This window comes from Bradyrhizobium sp. 1200_D9_N1_1 (assembly GCF_052075915.1).
In the GTDB taxonomy this organism is placed as follows: Bacteria; Pseudomonadota; Alphaproteobacteria; order Rhizobiales; family Xanthobacteraceae; genus Bradyrhizobium; species Bradyrhizobium diazoefficiens.
Genome location: NZ_CP197226.1, coordinates 8693661 through 8713188, shown reverse-complemented (window position 1 = coordinate 8713188; position 19528 = coordinate 8693661). Strand labels below are relative to the sequence as shown.

The 19528-nt window shown below is 65.4% G+C and carries 18 protein-coding genes; 9 read left to right on the top strand and 9 right to left on the bottom strand.

The genetic code is table 11. From position 1 onward, the window contains the following. Positions 1-10 precede the first annotated feature (10 nt). Both AB5K84_RS41230 and AB5K84_RS41225 read left to right on the top strand, forming a co-directional pair. Positions 11-598, top strand: coding sequence for a GNAT family N-acetyltransferase (locus AB5K84_RS41230; RefSeq protein WP_011084002.1), 588 nt, complete (start codon positions 11-13; stop codon positions 596-598). Between the two features lie 131 nt (positions 599-729). After that, the gene (locus AB5K84_RS41225) at positions 730-1383 is read left to right on the top strand and encodes a hypothetical protein (protein ID WP_011084003.1); all 654 of its coding nucleotides are present in this window, start codon (positions 730-732) and stop codon (positions 1381-1383) included. Between the two features lie 217 nt (positions 1384-1600). Here AB5K84_RS41225 and AB5K84_RS41220 read toward each other — a convergent pair whose 3' ends face one another. From AB5K84_RS41220 to AB5K84_RS41200, 5 genes are all read right to left on the bottom strand, one after another. After that, complete coding sequence (locus AB5K84_RS41220) at positions 1601-2086, bottom strand: F0F1 ATP synthase subunit B family protein (protein WP_011084004.1); 486 nt, start codon at positions 2084-2086, stop codon at positions 1601-1603. 5 nt (positions 2087-2091) lie between these two features. Beyond that, positions 2092-2655 (bottom strand): F0F1 ATP synthase subunit B family protein, encoded by a 564-nt coding sequence (locus AB5K84_RS41215; RefSeq protein WP_011084005.1) that lies wholly within the window; start codon positions 2653-2655, stop codon positions 2092-2094. Between the two features lie 62 nt (positions 2656-2717). Then, positions 2718-2948 carry a F0F1 ATP synthase subunit C gene (locus tag AB5K84_RS41210; protein ID WP_007599451.1) on the bottom strand — a complete coding sequence of 77 codons (231 nt, stop codon included), beginning with the start codon at positions 2946-2948 and terminating at the stop codon, positions 2718-2720. Between the two features lie 53 nt (positions 2949-3001). Next, on the bottom strand, positions 3002-3751 hold the full coding sequence (locus AB5K84_RS41205; RefSeq protein ID WP_011084006.1) for a F0F1 ATP synthase subunit A: 750 nt from the start codon (positions 3749-3751) through the stop codon (positions 3002-3004). 111 nt (positions 3752-3862) lie between these two features. After that, a complete protein-coding gene (locus AB5K84_RS41200) occupies positions 3863-4237 on the bottom strand; it encodes an AtpZ/AtpI family protein (protein WP_028173698.1) in 375 nt (124 codons plus the stop codon). A 359-nt stretch (positions 4238-4596) separates the two neighbouring features. On the opposite strand from AB5K84_RS41200, the gene AB5K84_RS41195 reads away from it, so the two are divergent. Further along, on the top strand, positions 4597-5118 hold the full coding sequence (locus AB5K84_RS41195; protein ID WP_028173697.1) for a hypothetical protein: 522 nt from the start codon (positions 4597-4599) through the stop codon (positions 5116-5118). 162 nt (positions 5119-5280) lie between these two features. After that, on the top strand, positions 5281-5754 hold the full coding sequence (locus AB5K84_RS41190) for a secondary thiamine-phosphate synthase enzyme YjbQ (protein ID WP_028173696.1): 474 nt from the start codon (positions 5281-5283) through the stop codon (positions 5752-5754). A gap of 164 nt (positions 5755-5918) precedes the next feature. On the opposite strand, the gene AB5K84_RS41185 is transcribed toward AB5K84_RS41190, so the two are convergent. After that, the gene (locus tag AB5K84_RS41185) at positions 5919-7544 is read right to left on the bottom strand and encodes an MFS transporter (RefSeq protein WP_171463736.1); all 1626 of its coding nucleotides are present in this window, start codon (positions 7542-7544) and stop codon (positions 5919-5921) included. Positions 7545-7889: 345 nt separating this feature from the next. Between AB5K84_RS41185 and AB5K84_RS41180 the strand changes: the two genes are divergently transcribed. Then, complete coding sequence (locus tag AB5K84_RS41180) at positions 7890-8561, top strand: response regulator (protein WP_011084012.1); 672 nt, start codon at positions 7890-7892, stop codon at positions 8559-8561. 5 nt (positions 8562-8566) lie between these two features. Here AB5K84_RS41180 and AB5K84_RS41175 read toward each other — a convergent pair whose 3' ends face one another. Then, positions 8567-11407 carry an ATP-binding protein gene (locus AB5K84_RS41175; RefSeq protein ID WP_011084013.1) on the bottom strand — a complete coding sequence of 947 codons (2841 nt, stop codon included), beginning with the start codon at positions 11405-11407 and terminating at the stop codon, positions 8567-8569. 199 nt (positions 11408-11606) lie between these two features. Between AB5K84_RS41175 and AB5K84_RS41170 the strand changes: the two genes are divergently transcribed. The 3 genes from AB5K84_RS41170 to AB5K84_RS41160 all read left to right on the top strand — a co-directional run bounded on the left by AB5K84_RS41170 (position 11607) and on the right by AB5K84_RS41160 (position 13718). Further along, positions 11607-12026: an organic hydroperoxide resistance protein gene (locus AB5K84_RS41170; protein WP_011084014.1), complete on the top strand. Its 420-nt coding sequence runs from the start codon at positions 11607-11609 to the stop codon at positions 12024-12026. Between the two features lie 36 nt (positions 12027-12062). Next, entirely contained in the window at positions 12063-13091 is a 1029-nt protein-coding gene (locus AB5K84_RS41165; protein ID WP_011084015.1) for an alpha/beta fold hydrolase, read from the top strand. A gap of 72 nt (positions 13092-13163) precedes the next feature. Further along, entirely contained in the window at positions 13164-13718 is a 555-nt protein-coding gene (locus tag AB5K84_RS41160; protein WP_011084016.1) for a cytochrome P460 family protein, read from the top strand. Positions 13719-13757: 39 nt separating this feature from the next. Here the strand turns inward: AB5K84_RS41160 and AB5K84_RS41155 are convergent, their stop codons facing one another. Next, positions 13758-17267: a PAS domain-containing hybrid sensor histidine kinase/response regulator gene (locus tag AB5K84_RS41155; protein ID WP_011084017.1), complete on the bottom strand. Its 3510-nt coding sequence runs from the start codon at positions 17265-17267 to the stop codon at positions 13758-13760. Between the two features lie 300 nt (positions 17268-17567). Then, the gene (hemA, locus tag AB5K84_RS41150; RefSeq protein WP_011084018.1) at positions 17568-18797 is read right to left on the bottom strand and encodes a 5-aminolevulinate synthase; all 1230 of its coding nucleotides are present in this window, start codon (positions 18795-18797) and stop codon (positions 17568-17570) included. A gap of 270 nt (positions 18798-19067) precedes the next feature. Between hemA and aroQ the strand changes: the two genes are divergently transcribed. After that, positions 19068-19499 carry a type II 3-dehydroquinate dehydratase gene (gene aroQ / locus AB5K84_RS41145; protein WP_011084019.1) on the top strand — a complete coding sequence of 144 codons (432 nt, stop codon included), beginning with the start codon at positions 19068-19070 and terminating at the stop codon, positions 19497-19499. Positions 19500-19528: the final 29 nt, after the last annotated feature.

The window sequence follows — 19528 nt, the reverse complement described above, 5'->3', positions numbered from 1 at the left end:
AAGCATCACCATGGCCCTCTTTCGCCTGCCATCCAGTGGACCCGCCGCCCTCGCGCCGCGCGGCAACGGGCTTTTGCTGCGCGCACCGCAGATGTCGGACTTCCTGCAATGGGCTCACTTGCGCGAGTCCAGCCGCGACTACCTGACGCCCTGGGAGCCGATCTGGCCGTCGGACGATCTGACGCGCTCCGGCTTTCGCCGCCGCCTGCGCCGCTATTCCGAGGATATCGCCGCGGACCGCTCCTACCCCTTTCTGATCTTCCGTGAGCTCGACGGCGCCATGGTCGGCGGCATAACGCTCGCCAATGTCCGGCGCGGCATCGTCCAGGCCGGCACCATCGGCTATTGGGTCGGCCAGCCCCACGCCCATCGCGGCTACATGACGGCTGCGCTGCGGGTGCTGCTGCCGACGCTGTTCGGCGAACTCAACCTGCACCGGGTCGAGGCTGCCTGCATCCCCACCAATGCACCGTCGATCCGGGTGCTGGAGAAGTGCGGCTTCTCCCGGGAAGGGCTGGCGCGCCGCTATCTCTGCATCAACGGGGTCTGGCAGGACCATTTGCTGTTCGGTCTGCTGCACGAGGATTTCCGCGGCTGAGCCGGTCGGTTCGTACGGCCAAAGTCTCCGGCGTCCTGCCTTTTGCTGCCTTGGGTTCGCCGATTTTGGCGATATAACGCGGCGGGAAGGCTGGCGATCGGCCGGATTGTTGTCATGGAGTATGGGCGTTGATGGTGCACGAGCTTCGGTCATCGCGGAATGCGTTGCGGCGGGGGACAGCGGTCGCGCTGGCGTTGTCGGTTGCGTTCGCGTCCGTCTCGCCGGTGGCGGCCCAGTCGTTGAGCGACCGCTTCAAGAGCCTGTTCGGCGGCAAGTCCGACGAGCCGGCCCAGCCCAAGCCGGCGCCTGCGCCCGGACAGCCGGCCGACGACGATGTCGATTGCCCGCAGGTCACGGTGCGCGCCGGCGCCTCTACCTATGCGGTCGGAGCCACCGGCAAGCCGGCCGTCGGCAATGAGGTCCGCTTCCAGGCCACCATCACCAAGATGGCGCGTGAATGCGTGCGCAACGGCGGCGACATCACAGCCCGGATCGGCGTCCAGGGCCGCGTCATCGCCGGTCCCGCCGGCGCGCCTGCTAGCGTCGAGGTTCCGCTGCGCGTCGCGGTGGTGCAGGGCGGCGTCGGCGAGAAGGTAATCGCCTCGAAGGCCTATCGGACCACGGTCGGGATGTCGGAAGGCGGCAGCGTGCCCTTCACCTTTGTCGCCGAAGATCTGTCCTATCCGATCCCGTCGGCCGCGACCGCCGATTCCTACGTCTTCTACGTCGGCTTCGACCCGCAGGCGCTGTCGCCCGAGCCGAAGGCAAAGCCGAAGAAGAAGTAGGGTCTCGATCTCGGCTGGCACCGCAATTTCAGCTGTCATCACCCGCGAAAGCGGGTGATCCAGTATTCCAGAGACGTCAGCGGTCTACGGAAGGGCCGCGGCGTACTGGATGCCCCGCCTTCGCGGGGCATGACATCCAATTTGCGGCCACGGCGCCCGACAAACAAAAAAGCCGGCGCTCATCGCGCCGGCTTTTTGATTGATGAGGCGTTCGCGCTCAGTTCAGCTTCTGCCGAACTTCGCTGATGCTCTTGGCGAGCAGGTCGTCGGCGACCTGGCCCTTGACCGACTGCGACAGGATCGTGGAGGCGGCCTGGACGGCGGCTTCCGCGGCTGCGGCACGGACATCGGCCACCGCCTGGGCCTCGGCGAGCGCGATCTTGCTCTCCGCGGTCTTGGTTCTGCGGGCCACGAAGTCTTCCATCTTCGCCTTGGCCTCGGTCGCGATGCGCTCGGCTTCGACCTTGGCGTTGGCGATGATGTCGGCAGCCTCGCGCTCGGCCGTGGCACTGCGCGCCTTGTAGTCGGCGAGCACCTTGGCCGCCTCCTGCTTGAGGCGCGTCGCGTCGTCGAGCTCGGCCTTGATGCGCGCGGCGCGATGGTCGAGCGCGGTCATCGCAGACTTGAAGACCCCGAGATAGCCGAACACGACCATCAGGATCACGAAGGCGATGGCGACCCAGGTTTCAGGATCGAAGAACATCTCGATTAACCTTTCAGGGACGCATCGACCGCGGCATTCACTGACGCGGCATCGGGAACGACGCCGGTGAGCTGCTGCACGATCTGGCCTGCCGCATCGGCCGCGATGCCGCGGACGTTGCTCATGGCGGCTGTGCGGGTCGAGGCGATGGTCTTCTCCGCCCCGGCGAGCTTGGCCGCCAGCTGCTCTTCCAGGGCCTTGCGCTCGGTTTCCGCCTGCGCATTCGCCTTGTCGCGGGATTCATTGCCGATCGCCTGCGCCCGCGAACGCGCCGAAGCGAGTTCGCTTTCATAGGCCTTCAGCGCCGCGTCGGACTGGTCCCTCAGCGTCTGCGCCTCGGCGAGGTCACCCTCGATCTTGTTCTGACGCGCTTCGATCGCCCCGCCGACCTTCGGCAGAGCGAGCTTGGACACGATCACGTAAAGCACGACGAAGAAGATCGCGAGCGACACCAGCTGCGAAGCATAAGTGCTGCTCTCGAACGGCGGAAAGCCGCCACCGTGACCGCCTTCGGCCCCGGTGTGGGCGCCCGCCGCTGGACCCTTCGCCCCGCCATGACTCTCAGCCATGGAGTACTCCTGTTGCTGTCATGCGCGCCGCTTCGGTCGAAGCGGCGCGAAGAACGTCGTCCTCAGAGCGGAACGAACAGCAGCAGCAGCGCGATCAGCAGCGAGAAAATGCCGAGCGCTTCGGTCACGGCGAAGCCGAAGATCAGGTTGCCGAACTGGCCCTGAGCGGCCGAGGGGTTGCGAACGGCCGCGGCGAGGTAGTTGCCGAAGATCACGCCCACGCCGACGCCCGCACCGCCCATGCCGATGCATGCGATGCCCGCGCCGATAAGTTTTGCTGCTGCCGGATCCATTTTAGACTCCTTGGAAGAAAGATTGGGTTGTGGGTGGAAATTCCCCGGACCGCTCAGTGTCCCGGATGAATGGCGTCGTTGAGGTAGATGCAGGTCAGGATCGCAAACACATAGGCTTGCAGGAACGCGACCAGAATCTCGAGGGCGTACAGCGCGACCGTGAGCGCCAGCGGCAGCACGCCGCCGACCCAGCCGAGGGCGCCGAGCGAGAAGCCGAGCATGGCGACGAAGCCCGCGAACACCTTCAGCGCGATGTGGCCGGCCAGCATGTTGGCGAAGAGACGGACGCTGTGGGAGACCGGCCGCAGGAAGAACGACAGGATCTCGATGAACATCACCAGCGGCAGGATATAACCGGGGACGCCGTGGGGCACGAAGATCGAGAAGAATTTCAGGCCGTTCTTGGCAACGCCGTAGATCAGGACCGTGAAGAAGACCAGCAGCGCCAGGGCTGCCGTCACAATCAGATGGCTCGAGATCGTGAAGGTATAGGGAATGATGCCGATCAGGTTCGAGACGCAGATGAACATGAACAACGAGAAGATCAGCGGGAAGAACTTCATGCCTTCCGAGCCGGCGGTCGAACGGATGGTCGACGCGACGAACTCGTAGGAGATCTCGGCGACCGACTGAAGGCGCCCGGGAACCAGCTGCGCACCGCTGGCAAGCATCAGCAGCGAGATGATCGCCACGGCGATCAGCATGTAGAGCGATGAATTGGTGAAGGCGATCGTCTGATGGCCGATATGGCCGATCGTGAAGAGAGGCTCGATGTTGAACTGGTGGATCGGGTCGATTTTCATCAGCGCGGCATCTCTTGGTCTGCCGGGCAATGCCGGCGGGTCTCGGTCTGCCGGCCGGGCCGGCCCGTACCGGCAAAGCCGGCACGATCATTCCTCTCCTGAGCGGATCGCTTAAGAACCGCCGCGCCTGTTTTGACCTGCCCCTGCCGTTCTCACCACATTCACCACGCCGGCGACGAAGCCCAGCAGCAGGAACACGATAAATCCGAAAGGCGACGTCGACAGCAAGCGGTCGAAACCCCAGCCAATCCCCGCTCCGACGACGACCCCGGCGACCAACTCCGAAGATAACCGGAAACCAAGCGCCATCGCCGAGGCTCTGGCCGCTCTGTCTCCATCGTCACCTGCGGGTTGCTCGGTCTTGACGTGGCGGCCGCGAAGTTCGGACAACCGCTGATCAAGATTTCCGAGCCGTTCGGAAAGCGCAGCTTCCTCGGGCGATCTATCGCGATCTCCATTCTCGCCGTGTCCCGTGCCCTGTGTCATGCAACGAAGACCCGAAACGCCGCGGCTGAATGGAAATTACGCCCGCCACCCTCAAAAGCCGCGCGGACCATACTGATGGCCCATAATCAAGTCAAGCCAAGTCACGATTGCGTCGCTTTCCGTTATGTGTCTGATTTATTTGACGATATCGGCGCACGCGGCAGCGCTGCACACAGCGTGACGCCGCACCGCAGCAGCTCGTCTCATGATCGGTGGATGCGGTCGCCATTTCGCCGTGCTGCCGGGATCAAACGGGCGGCCGTAATCGTTGATTCCGGGCGAGTGTTTTTGGCGGCGGATGGCCTTGCCGGGGTGTAGAATTGCAGATGTGCCACCTGCGCGGCGTGGCGGAGAGTGCGATGAGACCAGCGACGTCGTCCACAACATCATGGCTTTCGGCAGCGGCGCTGGCCGCGGTGATGGCCAGCAGCGGCGGTCTCGTTGCCGCGCAATCCGCGCCCGACGGCGAAAACGGCCGCTACAGCATGACGCCGATCCCCGAGGGCGTGCTGCGGCTCGACACCCGCACCGGCACGGTGTCGACCTGCACCAAGAACGGCGCCGGCTGGGCCTGCTACGCGGTGCCCGACGAGCGTGCCGCGCTCGACGCCGAGATCGGCCGGCTCCAGACCGAAGTCGAGAAGCTGAAGGGACAGCTCGCGGCGGGACCGACCGTGTCGGGCAAGATCGACGAGGCGCTGCCGAAATCCGACCCGCTCAAGAAAGCCGATCCGAAGGTCGCCGAGGGCGACCGCAAGATCGAGATCCCGCTGCCGAGCGACCAGGACGTCGATCGTGTGATGTCGTTCCTGGAAAAGGCCTGGCGTCGGCTGATCGACATGGCCAACCGCGTGCAGAAGGACGTGTCGGGGAGGATCTGAGTTTGTCGTCCTGGCGAAAGCCAGGACACATACGGCGCGGCCTCTCGGTTCATTCTCGAAGCGCGTTGCCACCTTTTGCCGTCACGCGCATTCGGGGTAATGGGTCCTGGCTCCCGTGCGCAATTGCGCACTAGGCCAGGACGACGTTACGAGAGAACCTCCATGACATCAGCCAGATCCGTAACCCGCTCGGCGCCATCCTCGGTGCAAGCCACCATTATCTCATCGTCGCTGCTCACCGTGGAGACGCAGGGGCGCGGCTTCACGGACCTGACCCGCGAAGCAGCGGCGTTCATTGCCGAGGCCCGCGCGCGCGAGGGCGCGCTGACGCTGTTCATCCGTCACACCTCGGCCTCGCTGACGATCCAGGAAAACGCCGATCCCTCCGTGCTGGTTGATCTCACCACCGCGCTGTCCAGGCTCGCGCCGGAGAACGCCGGCTGGACCCACGACACCGAGGGGCCGGACGACATGCCCGGACATATCAAGACCATGCTGACGCAGACCTCGCTTCAGGTCCCGGTCCTGAACGGCAGGCTCGCGCTTGGCACCTGGCAGGCGATCTATCTGATCGAGCATCGCGCCCGCCCGCACCGGCGCGAGGTGGTGCTGCAATTCATCGGCGCCAATCAGTAGAGCGTTTTCGAGCGAAGTGGATCCCGGTTCGCGTAAAGAAAACGCGTCAAAACAAGAATCGAGAACTTCGGTTCTGTTTCCAATCAGAACCGAAGCTCTCGGCCCAAAGCAAAACCGGCCGCGGAGACCGCGGCCGGTTGGTGTTGGTTGATCGTTGCTTGCGATCAGGTCGCCTTGATGTCCACGTCCTTGGTCTCGGGCAGGAACAGGAAGCCGATCACGACGGTGATGGACGCGAAGATGACCGGATACCAGAGACCCGCGTAGATATCGCCGGTCGAGGCCACGATGGCGAAGGCGGTCGCCGGCAGCAGGCCGCCGAACCAGCCGTTGCCGATGTGGTAGGGCAGTGACATCGAGGTGTAGCGGATGCGGGTCGGGAACAATTCGACCAGCATCGCGGCGATCGGGCCGTACACCATGGTGACGAAGATCACGAGGATGAACAGCAGTCCGATGGTCGCGGCCACCTGCGGACGGAAGATGTCGAACGGATGCGCCATCTTCACGATGCCGGCGTCGCCGGTCTTCGGATAGCCGGCGGCCTGCACGGCGGCGAGAACCGCAGGATTGCTGTCCTTGGCGTTCGCGTAGGCAACTTCCTTGCCGTTGACCATCACCTTCACGCCGGAACCGGCCGCACCCGATGTCGTCGAATACTTGACCGACGACTGGGCGAGGAAGGCGCGTGCGGTGTCGCAAGGCGCGGTGAAGACGCGGGTACCGACCGGGTTGAACAGGTCGCCGCAACCCGCGGGATCGGCCACCACCTCGACCTTGGCCTGCTCGATGGCCTTTTCCAGCGCCGGGTTGGCGTTGGAGGTGATCATCTTGAAGATCGGGAAGAAGGTCAGTGCCGCGATCAGGCAGCCGCCGAGGATGATCGGCTTGCGGCCGATCTTGTCGGAGAGCATGCCGAACACGATGAAGAAGCCGGTGCCGAGCAGCAGCGACCAGGCGATCAGGAGGTTGGCGGTGTAGCCGTCGACCTTCAGGATCGATTGCAGGAAGAACAGCGCGTAGAACTGGCCGGTGTACCAGACCACGCCCTGGCCCATCACGCCGCCGAGCAGCGCGAGCAGCACCAGCTTGCCGTTCTGCCAGTTGCCGAAGGCTTCCGTCAGCGGCGCCTTCGAACTCTTCCCCTCGTCCTTCATCTTCTGGAAGATCGGCGATTCGTTGAGGCGGAGCCGGATCCAGACCGAGATGCCGAGCAGCAGCACCGAGACCAGGAACGGGATGCGCCAGCCCCAGGCCGCGAAGTCGGCTTCGCCGATCGCGGAGCGGGTGAACAGGATCACCAGCAGCGACAGGAACAGGCCGAGCGTTGCCGTGGTCTGGATGAAGGAGGTGTAGTAGCCGCGCTTGCCGTTGGGGGCATGCTCCGCGACATAGGTCGCCGCACCGCCATATTCACCGCCGAGCGCGAGACCCTGGGCAAGGCGCAGCGCGATCAGGATGATCGGGGCCGCGATGCCGATCGTCGCCGCATTCGGCAGCAGGCCGACGATGAAGGTCGACAGACCCATGATCAGGATGGTGACGAGGAAGGTGTATTTCCGGCCGACGATGTCGCCGATGCGGCCGAACACGATCGCGCCGAACGGGCGCACCAGGAAGCCCGCGGCGAATGCCAGCAGCGCGAAGATATCGCGGGTTGCCGGCGGGTAGGCCGAGAAGAACTGCGCGCCGATAATGCTGGCCAGCGAGCCGTAAAGGTAAAAATCGTACCACTCGAAGACGGTACCCAGCGAGGAGGCGAGAATGACGAACCGTTCGTCCTTCGTCATCCCTCCCACGCCAGCTTGAGACACAGCCATTGTCGACATGTTGAGTCGCTCCCCGAAAAATGCGTTTCCTCGCGCCCCAGACGCCCGGTCATGCCGGATCAACCCAGGTCTTGGCTCCAAGGTAACATCGGCGTGAAACCCGCCCCAATACGACTTTCGGCCTTGCGCGCTGACGCGCGCCTGACGGCGCGGTATCGGGCGCCGCTGCGCAGCCGCGAAGACTTCCGGATTAACCCCTTTGCAGCAAAGGGATAATGTGCACTTGCATGCCACGGCCGGTCAGGGAAGAATTGGCCAGCCGCGGCATCGACTCGCCAGCCGGTAGCGAATGACAGCAAGAGAACGATGAACGCTCCCTCGACCCATCTCGTCATTGCCGATGATCATCCCCTGTTCCGCGATGCGCTGCGGCAGGCGGTGGCGAGCGTCCTGACCTCGGCCAGGATCGACGAGGCCGGATCGTTCGAGGATCTGACCAAGCTGCTGGAGCAGACCTCCGACGTCGACCTGATCCTGCTCGATCTGTCGATGCCCGGGATCTCCGGCTTTTCCGGCCTGATCTATCTGCGCGCGCAATATCCGGCGATCCCGGTGGTGATCGTCTCGGCCTCCGACGACAGCGCCACGATCCGCCGCTCGCTCGATTTCGGCGCTTCCGGTTTCATCCCGAAGCGTTTCGGCGTCGAGACGCTGCGCGACGCCATCCTCAAGGTGATGGAGGGGGACGTCTGGGTTCCCGCCGACACCGACTTGTCGGCCGCCACGGACCCCGACATGACGCGCCTGCGCGACCGCCTGGTGACGCTGACGCCGCAGCAGGTCCGGGTCCTGATGATGCTGTCGGAGGGACTGCTCAACAAGCAGATCGCCTACGAGCTCGGCGTCTCCGAGGCGACCATCAAGGCGCATGTCTCGGCGATCCTGCAAAAGCTCGGGGTCGAGAGCCGGACCCAGGCCGTGATTGCGGCGGCGAGGATCGCCGGCGGCCAGTGGAAGCAGGGCACGTCGACGGGGTGAGCCCGCTACAGTGTGGCCAGGAGTGCGCTGGCCGCCCTGATATCCACCGTCTCGGAACCTTCGACGAAGCCTTCGAGCGCCGCCTGGAGCAATAGCTTTGCGTTCTCGCGGCCGTGCCGTTCGGCAAGCAGCTGCACAAGATCAATCGCCGCTCGCAGCTCCCAGGCTTTCGCAGCCTTGCCCCGGCTGAGCTCCAGCGACTGCATGAGGCAGGTCTCCGCTTCCCCGGTTTTCGGCTCCGGGAGCGACAGCAACACCTTGGCCCTCATGCGCAGCAATTCGGGCATATAGAGATGATCGCCGCCTTGCTCGACGAGGCGGATTGCGTCGTCGATCAGGCGCGCACTTTGCGCGACCTGCCCGAGCGCCAGAAGGCCATGAACCAGTGCGATGTTGAATGTCGTGGTAAGCAGCTCGTAACCGGCATCGTGAAGCTCGCGCAAGCAGGCCCGTATCGTCTCGACACCGCCGGCGGCATCGCCGCGCCGGATCGCCAGTTCGCCTTTGACGCCGCGGCCGACCGAGAGATAAGGGCCCATCGAACGCGAGGTGGCATGCGCGATGAAGTGGTCGATGCTCTCTTCCGCATCGTCGAGCTCGCCGCTCCAGAGATCGATCGAGACCAGCCATATCAGCGCGATGCAGAGCGTGATCGGATGGTCCATCTGGGCGGCTTCGGTGACCGTCTGTCGCGCAAGCTGCCGCGCATCCCCGGGCCGGCCCTGCAGCCAAAGCTCTCGCGCGAGCGAGATGCCGGCCCGGTTGCGGTGATCGAAGCCATGGACCGTGCTGGTCCGTTCGGTACCCGGACCCTGCCAGGCAGCCTCCAGCATGTTCAGTGCGTCGCGGTGCTCGCCGGCCAGATGCAGCGAGACACCCAGGAGCGAATGGGCCAGTCCGAGGGACGCGGCATCGCCCAGCGTTTCGGCGACTGTGAGGCTCTGCCGTGCGTAACCAAGCGCGGCATCGAACTGCCCCATCCGCTCGTGGAAGATGTGCATGCGGCCGAGCAGCTGAAGCTGGTTCGGCGCGTCGCCGCGCGCCTCCGCGATCGCAAGGCTTCTGCTCAATGCGCCGCGCGCCGCTTCGCTGCCGCCGCGCGTGAACATCAGGGTCAGTCCCAGGGCGGCCTGGATGTGCATTTCCTCGGCGCCGCCGCGCGTGGACGGATCGATCGCAAGCAGCGCCCGTTCCGACCAGCGCCGGCATTCGATCAGCAGTGACATTGCGAGAAAGATGGGAGCTGCCGCAGCGGCGAGCGCAATGCCGATGCATGCATCGCCGTTCGCGCCAAAACACCAGTCCAGCGCGGCGCGCACGTTGTGGAGCGCGGAGAAGTGGACTGCGCGTTCGTCGGCGCTCGGCACCGTTGCCCATGTCGTGCCGGCCTGTTCCAGCCATCGCCGGTAGTAGGTCGCGTGGCGGGCGGCGAGCGCCGCGTCGTCAGGCTCGATTTCGAGCAGATAGGCGCGCGTCGTGTCGAGCAGCCGGTAGCGCATCATGGCGCCGATCGGTCGCGGAGCGACCATCGACTTGGCGACGAGGCTGTCGATGGCGTCGAACAGGCGGGCGCGGTCGACACGGTCGTCCGGCACGACCTCGAGCGCCGCGTCGATGGTGAAATGGCCGGCGAAGACCGCGAGCCTGCGCAGCACGAGGCGCTCGGTGCCGGACAGCAGCCCGTAGCTCCAGTCCAGCGTCGCCTGCAATGTCTTCTGCCGCGGCGGCGCGGTGCGCTGCCCCTGCCACAGCAGATTGAGGCGTTCGTCGAGCAGCGCCGCCGTCTGCTCCAGGCCGTAGGCTTCGACCCGGCCGGCAGCGAGCTCGATCGCCAGGGCCATGCCGTCGAGCCTGCGGCAGATGCCCGCGACGATCGCTGCATTGCCATCGTCGAGCGCGATCTGCGCGCCGCCGGCGGTCGCCCGTTCGAGGAACAGCTGAAGCGCGGGATAGGTCTGTGCGACGGCCGCCGTCAGTCCGGCATCGTCAGGCGGAACGGCAAGCGGCGCCAATCGATAGACCTGCTCGCCCTCGACGCGCAGGGCTTCGCGGCTCGTGGCCAGGATATGGACATGCGGCGCGGCGTGGAAGATCTCCGCCGCCAGCGGCGCTGCGGCGGCGATGACGTGCTCGCAATTGTCGAGGATCAGCAGCATCCTCTTGTCCCGGAGATGCGCGAGCAGCGCGGGCAGCGGGTCGTCAGTCTGGGCTGGCAGACCCAGCATCAGCAGGATCGAGGTGATCACGAGATCGGGATCGCTGAGCGCAGCAAGATCAACAAAGTGCGCGGCGTCGGCGAAGGTCTCGAGCAGGTCGTGAGCGACCGCCACCGCAACGGCGGTCTTGCCGACGCCGCCCGGGCCGACGATCGTGACGAAATGCGAGGTAATGAGCTTGTCCGAGATGGCCGCGACCACTTCGTCGCGTCCGACCATCCGCTGCAGCCGGTTCGGCAGTTTCACGGGCGGCAGTTCCATCCGCGGCGCGGGGCGCCGCTCTGCCGGAACATCCGTTTGCGAGATCGGCGCCACGAAGCAATAGCCGCGGCCGGAGAGCGTGGTGATGTAGCGGGCGCCGTCCTTGCCGTCGCCGAGGACCTTGCGAAGCGCTGCGACATGAAAGCGCAGATTGGCCTCCTCGACGGCCATGCCGGGCCACACCAGCGCCATCAGGTCCCACTTGCTGACGACCTCGTTCGGCCGCGACATCAGCGCGATCAGCGTGTCGAAGGCTTTCGTGCCGAGCGGCAGGGCGACGCCGTCGCGCGTCACGAGCCTTTCATGCGGTATCACGGTGAATGGCCCGAACGACAGGGGTCCTGCCGTAGGCGCAGCCGGCTCAGTCATGGCGAGATCTTGGTCCTTGCGAATGGACCGGATAGCCAGATGATTGCGATCCGGCAAGGCCGCTCCCGCATCGGCGTCAGACCGCGCATGCAGGCCTCATGAGGCACGCAGGCGGAGATCTCACAATTTCTCACAAGTCCAAACGGGTGTCCTGCGACAGCCGCTGCTAGTCAGTTGCGCGACGGCAAGGAGACCTTTCATGACGCAAGCGGCGAAACTGCTCTACACGGCCCGAACCCACACCGGCGGTGGGCGGCAGGACGGCATGTCCCGCAGTTCGGACGGCCGCCTCGATGTGCGGCTCTCTCCGCCGGGCGGCGCCGGCATCGGCACCAACCCCGAACAGTTGTTCGCGGCCGGCTGGTCGGCCTGCTTCGAAGGCGCCATGGAGATCGCGGCGCGCAAGCGGAAGATCACGCTTCCCAGGAAATGCGCAATCGATGCGGAGATCGACCTCCTTCTCGATGAGGGCGCTTACTCCCTCCGGGCGCGCCTCAATGTCAGCCTGCCGGGCCTCGATCGCGAGGTCGCACGCGACATCGTCGATGAGGCACACCAGACCTGCCCCTATTCCAAGGCCGTCCGCGGCAACATCGATGTCGCGGTCGCGCTGACCTGACGAACCATCTCCGACCATCAACAAGGTAGCACCATCATGAAGCAGCTCATCGACCAGCATCGCCGCAAGTTTTTTGGCGTCGCCGCCGGAACCGTTGCCGCCGGTCTTGGCGTAATCGAACTCGCCCGCGCTGAAACGGAAGCGCCGCGATCCCTCGCATCGAATGCGTCCTTTGGCACGATCAAGCAGATCGATGCCGGCGTCCTCAATGTCGGCTATGCCGAGGCTGGCCCGTCGAACGGTCCCGTCGCGATCCTGCTGCACGGCTGGCCCTACGACATTCATGCCTTCGTCGATGTCGCGCCGATCCTGGCAAAGGCCGGCTATCGCGTGATCATTCCTTATCTGCGCGGCTACGGCACGACGCACTTCCTCTCCAGCGAGACGCCGCGCAATGGCGAGCCGGCCGCAATGGCCGTCGACATCATCGCGCTGATGGACAAGCTCGACATCAAGAAGGCGGTCGTCGCCGGCTTCGACTGGGGTGCGCGCACCGCCGACATCATCGCCGCGCTGTGGCCGGAGCGCTGCCGCGCGCTGGTGTCGGTCAGCGGCTATCTGATCTCCAGCCAGGCTGCCGGCAGCGCGCCGCTGCCGCCGTCGGCCGAGCTGCAATGGTGGTATCAGTTCTATTTCGCGACCGAGCGCGGCCGCGCCGGATACGAGAAGTACACGCACGATTTCGCAAAGCTGATCTGGAAGCTCGCCTCGCCGCAGTGGAAGTTCGACGACGCCACCTTCGACCGCAGCGCCGCGGCGCTCGACAACAAGGATCACGTCGCGATCACGATCCACAATTACCGCTGGCGGCTCGGGCTCGCCAAGGGCGAAGCGAAATACGAGGAGCTTGAAAAGAAGCTCGCGGCGGCCCCGCTGATCAGCGTGCCGACGATCACGATGGAAGGCGACGCCAACGGTGCGCCGCACCCCGACCCCAGCATCTATGCCAAGAAATTCTCCGGCCGGTACGACTATCGCCTGATCACCGGCGGCGTCGGCCACAATCTGCCGCAGGAGGCACCGCAGGCCTTTGCCAAGGCCGTCATCGATGCCGACGGCGCCTGAGGATCCGCCAGCACCTCGGTCCGGCCGGGCCGGACCGAGGTTCATCCGTTGATCCCAGCTTGATGAAACGTCATGACGCCAACTGAACCTGCAAAGAAAAGATTCTCCTTCCCCACGGTGATCGTGCTTGCCGCGCTTCTTCTGGTCGTTCTCCTGACCTGTGTGCCGTACCTCGTCTCGATCGCGCTCGCGGAGGGCCCCGCGACGGCAGATGCCTCGCCGATCTTCGGGGTCACGATTCCCGCGGGCTACAGGCAATGGGAGCTGGTCGCGCCGGCCGAAGAGGCCGCGCCGCTCGACGAGCTTCGCGCGGTCGTCGGCAACCAGGTGGCAGTCGACGCCTATCAAGCCGGAAAGCTTCCGTTCCCGGATGGCACCATTCTGGTCAAGCGCGCCTGGAAGCGGAAACAGTCACCGGAATTCGCATCCGCGACGATTCCCGGCGCTGCTACCACGATCCAGGTGATGGTCAAGGATCCCAGGAAATATGCCTCAACCGGCGGCTGGGGCTTTGGCCGCTTCGTCAACGGCAAGCCGGTCGACGAGGCCCAGCACCGCACCTGCTTCGCCTGCCACGAGGCTCGCGCCAAGAGCCGCGATTATGTCTTCACGCGGCTTGCGCCGTAAGTTGCGACGGCGTGCCTGGCATTCGCCAACGGGCTTCTCTCACTCCGCCGCCACCATCTGCTGCGTGCGCCACTGGCCGAGCAGGGCGCGCAGCGAGGCCGGCTTCACCGGCTTGTTCAGCACCGCGATCTTCTCGTCGCGCGCCGCCAGCTGCACGGCGGGGCTGCGATCGGCGGTGATCAGGATCGCAGGAATGGCGTCGCCGAAGCGGCGGCGGATGTCGCGGATCGCGGCGATGCCGTTGCCGCGATCGAGGTGATAGTCGACCAGCAGCCCGGTGACGCGCTTGCCCGCACCTTCGATCGCCGCGATCGCGCCTTCGGGATCGGCGACCGCGATCACCTCGGCGTCCCAGGCCTTCAACAGCGTGCGCATGCCGTCGAGGATCGCCGCATCGTTCTCGATGCAGACGATCAGCGCACCCGCGATCGGCGTACGCGCCAGCGGCGTCGCGCTGGTCACCGCGGCGGTGAGGGTGATCGCCTTCGCCGTCGGCACCGTCACCGAGAATACCGAGCCGCCGCTCGCATTGGCGTCGATGGCGATGCCGTGGTTGAGCACGCGCGCCAGCCGTTCGACGATCGACAGGCCAAGGCCGAGGCCGCGTGCGATCCGCGCGCCCTGCTCGAGGCGGTGGAACTCCTTGAAGATCTCGCCGCGCTTGACCGTGGGGATGCCGACGCCGGTGTCGTAGACGCAGATCTTGAGCGAGGCGCCGCGGCGGCGGCAGCCGACCAGCACGCGGCCGCGCGGGGTGTATTTGATCGCGTTGGAGATCAGGTTCTGGAGCAGGCGCCGCAGCAGGAGCCGGTCCGACTCGACCGGCAGCGAGCAGGGCACGAAGGTGAGATCGAGGCCCTTGGCGCGCGCGATCGGTGCGAACTCGATCTCCAGCGAGCGCATCAGATCGGCCATCTTGAAGCTCGAGATCGAGGTCGCCATCGCGCCGGCGTCGAGCCTGGAGATGTCGAGCAGCGCGCCGAGGATCTCCTCGATGGCTTGCAGGGATTCGTCGATGTTCTCGACCAGCCGGGTTTCCTCGCCGCTGTGCTGGCGTTCGACCAGGCTGGTGACGTAGAGCCGCGCCGCGTTGAGCGGCTGGAGAATGTCGTGACTGGCGGCGGCGAGGAAGCGTGTCTTGGAGATGCTGGCGTCTTCCGCCGTGCTCTTGGCCAGCGCCAGCTCGGAGTTCAGCCGGGTCAGCTCTTCCGTGCGGTCGCGTACGCGCTTTTCCAGCGTCGCGTTGGCGCGCTCCAGCGCTTCCGCGGCCTCGAATGTGGGCGTGACGTCGGTGAAGGTGATGACGAAGCCGCTGCCGGGCATGCGGTTGGTGAGCACCTCGATCACCATATGGCGGTCCGGCAGGCGCTCGAGATAGGGCTCGCTGTCGATGGTATAGGCGGCAAGCCGCCGCTCCAGCATGGCCTCGCGCTCGATCGGGTCGGCCGGATTGCTCACGTCCATGAATTCCAGGATTTCGCGAAGCGGCGTGCCGAACTGGATGAAATGCGGGGGAACGTTGAGGAGATCGCCGAACTGCCGGTTGGAGCAGATCAGCTGCAGGTCGGCGTCGAACACTGCGATGCCCTGGCGCACATGGTTGAGCGCGGTCTGCAGGATCTCGCGGTTGAAATGCAGCGCCGCATGGGAATCGTCGAGCAGCTTCAGCGCGGCTTTGGCGGAGACCGTCCGCTTGCGCAGCAGCAGCGACATCACGAGGCGCGAGGAAGCAGCTCCGATCGAGGAGGCGATCAGGTGCTCGGCGTGCTGGAGCAGCTCGAAATCGGCGGGCGCCGCCGGCTCGAGCCGCACATTGCGACGGGCCGAGAAGGCCTCGAACGAATGCCGGGCGCGGTCGGGCCCGAGATATTGCGCGACCGTGGTCTGGATGTCCTGCACGGTGACGGTGGTGCGCCAGCGGCGGAAATTCGGGGAGATCGGCGCGAGCGTGTTGGGCACGAACAGATCGGCCTGCACCAGCTCGATGGACGAAGGCCGCCGTGCCAACGACAGCAGCACATAGGTGAGGATGTTGAGCGACAGCGACCAGATGACGCCATGCATCAGCGGCGGCAGGTCGGCGCCGAACAGCGCCTGCGGCCGCAGCACCTCGATCCCGAACGGGCCGTGCTGGAGCAGCAGGATGCCTGCGGTCGAGGAATCCATGAAGCTCGGAATGAACAGCGTGTAGAGCCACACCGCGAAGCCGACCAGCATGCCGCCGATCGCGCCGCGCGCGGTCGCCCGCCGCCACAGCAGCCCACCGAAGAAGCTCGGCGCGAGCTGGGCGATGGCGGCAAAGGACAAGAGGCCGATCGCTGCGAGCTGGGTATTGCCGAGCGCGCGGTAGTAGAAATAGGCCATCACCATGATGGCGAAGATCGCGAGCCGCCGCGAGCGCAGCAGGAAGTCGCTGAAATCGGCGCCGCCGGTGCGCCCCTCCGGCCGCCGTTGCAGCACCAGCGGCACCACGAGGTCGTTGGAGACCATGATGGAAAGCGCGACGCATTCGACGATCACCATCGCGGTCGCCGCTGACAGGCCGCCGACGAAGATGGCGACGCTGAGCAGATCCGCGCCGCCCGCCATCGGCAGCGCCAGCACGTACATATCAGGATCGGCCGTGCCGAACGGAAAGCTGACGAGGCCGGCGATCGCGATCGGGATCACGAACAGATTGATGGCGACGAGATAGAGCGGGAACAGCCAGCGCGCGCGGCCGACCTCGGCATCGGAGGAATTCTCCACCACGCTGACATGGAACTGGCGCGGCAGCAGCATGACCGCGCACAGCGACAGCAGCGTCATGGTCAGGAAGTTGCCGATCGACGGCGAGTAGTTGATGGCGCGCACCGCCTCCGGCGTCTTCATCGCGCGCTCGATCAATTCATGCGGCGAGAACATCCAGAATGTGACGAAGATGCCGGCGGCGAGAAAGGCGACCAGCTTGACGATGGATTCGGTCGCGACCGCCAGCATCAGGCCGTGCTGGTGCTCGGTGGCGTCGGTCTGCCGCGTGCCGAACAGCACGGCGAAGGCCGCCATCGCCAGCGTCACCATCAACGCCATGTCGCCAAGGATCGGGATGTGGGAGAAGGCCTGATCCTCGCTCAGGATCGTCTCCAGCGAGGAGGCGACCGCCTTGAGCTGGAGCGCGATGTAGGGCACCGAGCCGATGATGGCGATCAGCGCCACGGTCGCCGCCACCGCCTGGCTCTTGCCGTAGCGGGCGCCGATGAAGTCGGCGATCGAGGTGATGTTGTGGGCCTTGGCGAGCTGGATCACGCGGCGCAGCACGCCGGCACCGAGGCCGATCATCAGGATCGGGCCGACATAGATGGCGAGGAAGTCGGTCGAGGTGCGGGTGGCGAAGCCAACCGAGCCGAAGAAGGTCCAGGAGGTGCAGTAGATCGCCAGCGACAGCGGATAGATCAGGCCGGAGGCGCGGCCTGGCCCGGCCGGCGAGCGGCGGTCGCCGTGGCTCGCCACCAGGAACAGGAAGCCGATATAGCCAAAGGCGGCGGCAATCACGCCCCAGTCGTGCAGCATGGCGAGCGTGCTTCTCCCTGGGCGCGACGGCGCCCGGTCTCATTTTCCCTGCAAATCTAGCGCGTTGGACGAGGCGAGGCGACAGCGAAATGCCCGGAAGGGGCGGGAACTGGCGTCGTCGTTAAGCCGTAGGGCGAGCTGCCTGCTCTCCCTCGCCCCGCTTGCGGGGAGAGGGTGGGGTGAGGGGGGCTCTCCGCGGGGACGGTGGCAGCTGGACTCGCGGAGACTCCCCCTCACCCGGATCGCATCTGGCGATGCGATCCGGCCTCTCCCCGCAAGCGGGGAGAGGCGAAGAAAAACCTACTCCGCCGCCAGCGACTTTTGCTTGAGCGGCAGGCCGAGGCGGTCCCACACTTGCAACAGGGCTTCGGCGAGCTGATCGATCAGGCCGTCATCGTGATAGGGCGAGGGCGTGATGCGCAGGCGCTCGGAGCCCTTGGCGACGGTCGGATAGTTGATCGGCTGGATGTAGATGCCGTGCTCTTCGAGCAGCAGGTCGGAGGCCTGCTTGCACTTCTCGGCATCGCCGATGAACAGCGGCACGATGTGGGTGTCGCTCGACATCACCGGGAGACCGGCGGCGTTGAGGATCGCCTTGACGCGGGCGGCGCGGTCCTGGTGGCGCTCGCGCTCCCAGCTCGAGGTCTTCAGGTGCTTGATCGCGGCGGTCGCGGCCGAGCAGATCGCCGGCGGCAGCGCGGTGGTGAAGATGAAGCCCGGCGCATAGGAGCGCACGGCGTCGATGATCTGGCCGTTGGCGGCGATGTAGCCGCCGAGGCAGCCGAACGCCTTGGCCAGCGTGCCTTCGAGAATGTCGATGCGATGCATGACGCCGTCACGCTCGGCGATGCCGCCGCCGCGCGGGCCGTACATGCCGACCGCGTGGACTTCGTCGACATAGGTCATCGCGTTATATTTCTCGGCGAGATCGCAGATCTTGGCGAGCGGAGCGACGTCGCCGTCCATGGAATAGAGGCTCTCGCAGGCGATCAGCTTCGGCCGGTTCGCACCCGCCGCCTTCAACAGCGCTTCGAGGTCGGCGAGATCGTTGTGGCGGAACACTTGCCGCTCGCAGCCGGACTGGCGGATGCCCTCGATCATTGAATTGTGGTTGAGCTCGTCCGACAGGATCAGGCAGTTCGGAATGAGCTTTGCGATGGTCGCGATGCCGGTCTGGTTCGAGACATAGCCCGAGGTGAACAGCAGCGCGGCTTCCTTGCCGTGGAGATCGGCGAGCTCGGCCTCGAGCTGCACCAGCGGATGATGCGTGCCGGCGATGTTGCGGGTGCCGCCCGCGCCGGTGCCGACGCGCGTTGCGGTCTCGACCATGGCGCCGACGACCTTCGGATGCTGACCCATGCCGAGATAGTCGTTGGAGCACCAGATCACGACGTCGCGCTTGCCCTTGGGCGAGTGCCAGATCGCATGCGGAAATCGGCCCGCCATGCGTTCCAGATCGGCGAACACGCGGTAACGCCGTTCAGTGTGGAGGCGATCGAGGGCGGAATTAAAGAACTGGCTGTAATCCATCGGCAAACCTGCAACGGAACCTGACCAAGGGGCGCATCTTCTTAGAGCTTTTCCAGCTCCAATGTCTATGCGCTATCCCACATTTGGCCCTGGAGGGCATTTGGGCAAAATGCCCTATCGTGCGATTTGAAACTTGATCCCGATCAAAGAACTCACCGGCTTGTGTAATGCTGCTTTGCGGTAAGTACCGGGAGGGGCCGACATGGCAGCCTGGGGCTGCCTGGGCTCGGCAACACAATTCAGCAGATTATCATTCGAAAGGACCCTCCCATGAAGCGCGTGATGATCCTCAACGGTCCCAACCTCAACATGCTCGGCATCCGCGAGCCGCACATCTACGGCACCACGACGCTCGCAGAGGTCAATGCGAGCTGCGAGGAAGCCGCCGCGAAGCTCGGGCTCAAGCTCGCCTTCCACCAGTCCAACCATGAAGGCGTGCTGGTCGACCTGATCCAGTCGGCGCGGCAGGACGCCGATGCGATCGTCATCAACCCGGCCGGCCTGTCCTTCACCTCGGTCTCGATCATGGACGCGATCAAGACATTCGAAGGCCCGGTGCTGGAAGTCCACATCTCCAACATCCACGCCCGTGACGAATATCACCGGCACTCGAAGATCTCGTTCGTGGCGACCGGCGTGATCTGCGGGCTGGGGCCGTTCGGCTACATCGCGGCGCTGCACGCGATTGCGAATATGAAGTGAAATGCTGCCGCAGCGACGGTCTGCTCCCT

Coding starts and splice junctions, on each gene's coding strand:
- AB5K84_RS41225 (WP_011084003.1), top strand. CDS start 730: ATGGTGCACGAGCTTCGGTCATCGCGGAATGCGTTGCGGCGGGGGACA.
- AB5K84_RS41210 (WP_007599451.1), bottom strand. CDS start 2,948: ATGGATCCGGCAGCAGCAAAACTTATCGGCGCGGGCATCGCATGCATC.
- AB5K84_RS41160 (WP_011084016.1), top strand. CDS start 13,164: ATGACGCCAACTGAACCTGCAAAGAAAAGATTCTCCTTCCCCACGGTG.
- AB5K84_RS41230 (WP_011084002.1), top strand. CDS start 11: ATGGCCCTCTTTCGCCTGCCATCCAGTGGACCCGCCGCCCTCGCGCCG.
- AB5K84_RS41220 (WP_011084004.1), bottom strand. CDS start 2,086: ATGTTCTTCGATCCTGAAACCTGGGTCGCCATCGCCTTCGTGATCCTG.
- hemA (WP_011084018.1), bottom strand. CDS start 18,797: ATGGATTACAGCCAGTTCTTTAATTCCGCCCTCGATCGCCTCCACACT.
- AB5K84_RS41200 (WP_028173698.1), bottom strand. CDS start 4,237: ATGACACAGGGCACGGGACACGGCGAGAATGGAGATCGCGATAGATCG.
- AB5K84_RS41185 (WP_171463736.1), bottom strand. CDS start 7,544: ATGACGAAGGACGAACGGTTCGTCATTCTCGCCTCCTCGCTGGGTACC.
- AB5K84_RS41170 (WP_011084014.1), top strand. CDS start 11,607: ATGACGCAAGCGGCGAAACTGCTCTACACGGCCCGAACCCACACCGGC.
- AB5K84_RS41165 (WP_011084015.1), top strand. CDS start 12,063: ATGAAGCAGCTCATCGACCAGCATCGCCGCAAGTTTTTTGGCGTCGCC.
- AB5K84_RS41190 (WP_028173696.1), top strand. CDS start 5,281: ATGACATCAGCCAGATCCGTAACCCGCTCGGCGCCATCCTCGGTGCAA.
- AB5K84_RS41175 (WP_011084013.1), bottom strand. CDS start 11,407: ATGACTGAGCCGGCTGCGCCTACGGCAGGACCCCTGTCGTTCGGGCCA.
- AB5K84_RS41195 (WP_028173697.1), top strand. CDS start 4,597: ATGAGACCAGCGACGTCGTCCACAACATCATGGCTTTCGGCAGCGGCG.
- aroQ (WP_011084019.1), top strand. CDS start 19,068: ATGAAGCGCGTGATGATCCTCAACGGTCCCAACCTCAACATGCTCGGC.
- AB5K84_RS41180 (WP_011084012.1), top strand. CDS start 7,890: ATGAACGCTCCCTCGACCCATCTCGTCATTGCCGATGATCATCCCCTG.
- AB5K84_RS41205 (WP_011084006.1), bottom strand. CDS start 3,751: ATGAAAATCGACCCGATCCACCAGTTCAACATCGAGCCTCTCTTCACG.
- AB5K84_RS41155 (WP_011084017.1), bottom strand. CDS start 17,267: ATGCTGCACGACTGGGGCGTGATTGCCGCCGCCTTTGGCTATATCGGC.
- AB5K84_RS41215 (WP_011084005.1), bottom strand. CDS start 2,655: ATGGCTGAGAGTCATGGCGGGGCGAAGGGTCCAGCGGCGGGCGCCCAC.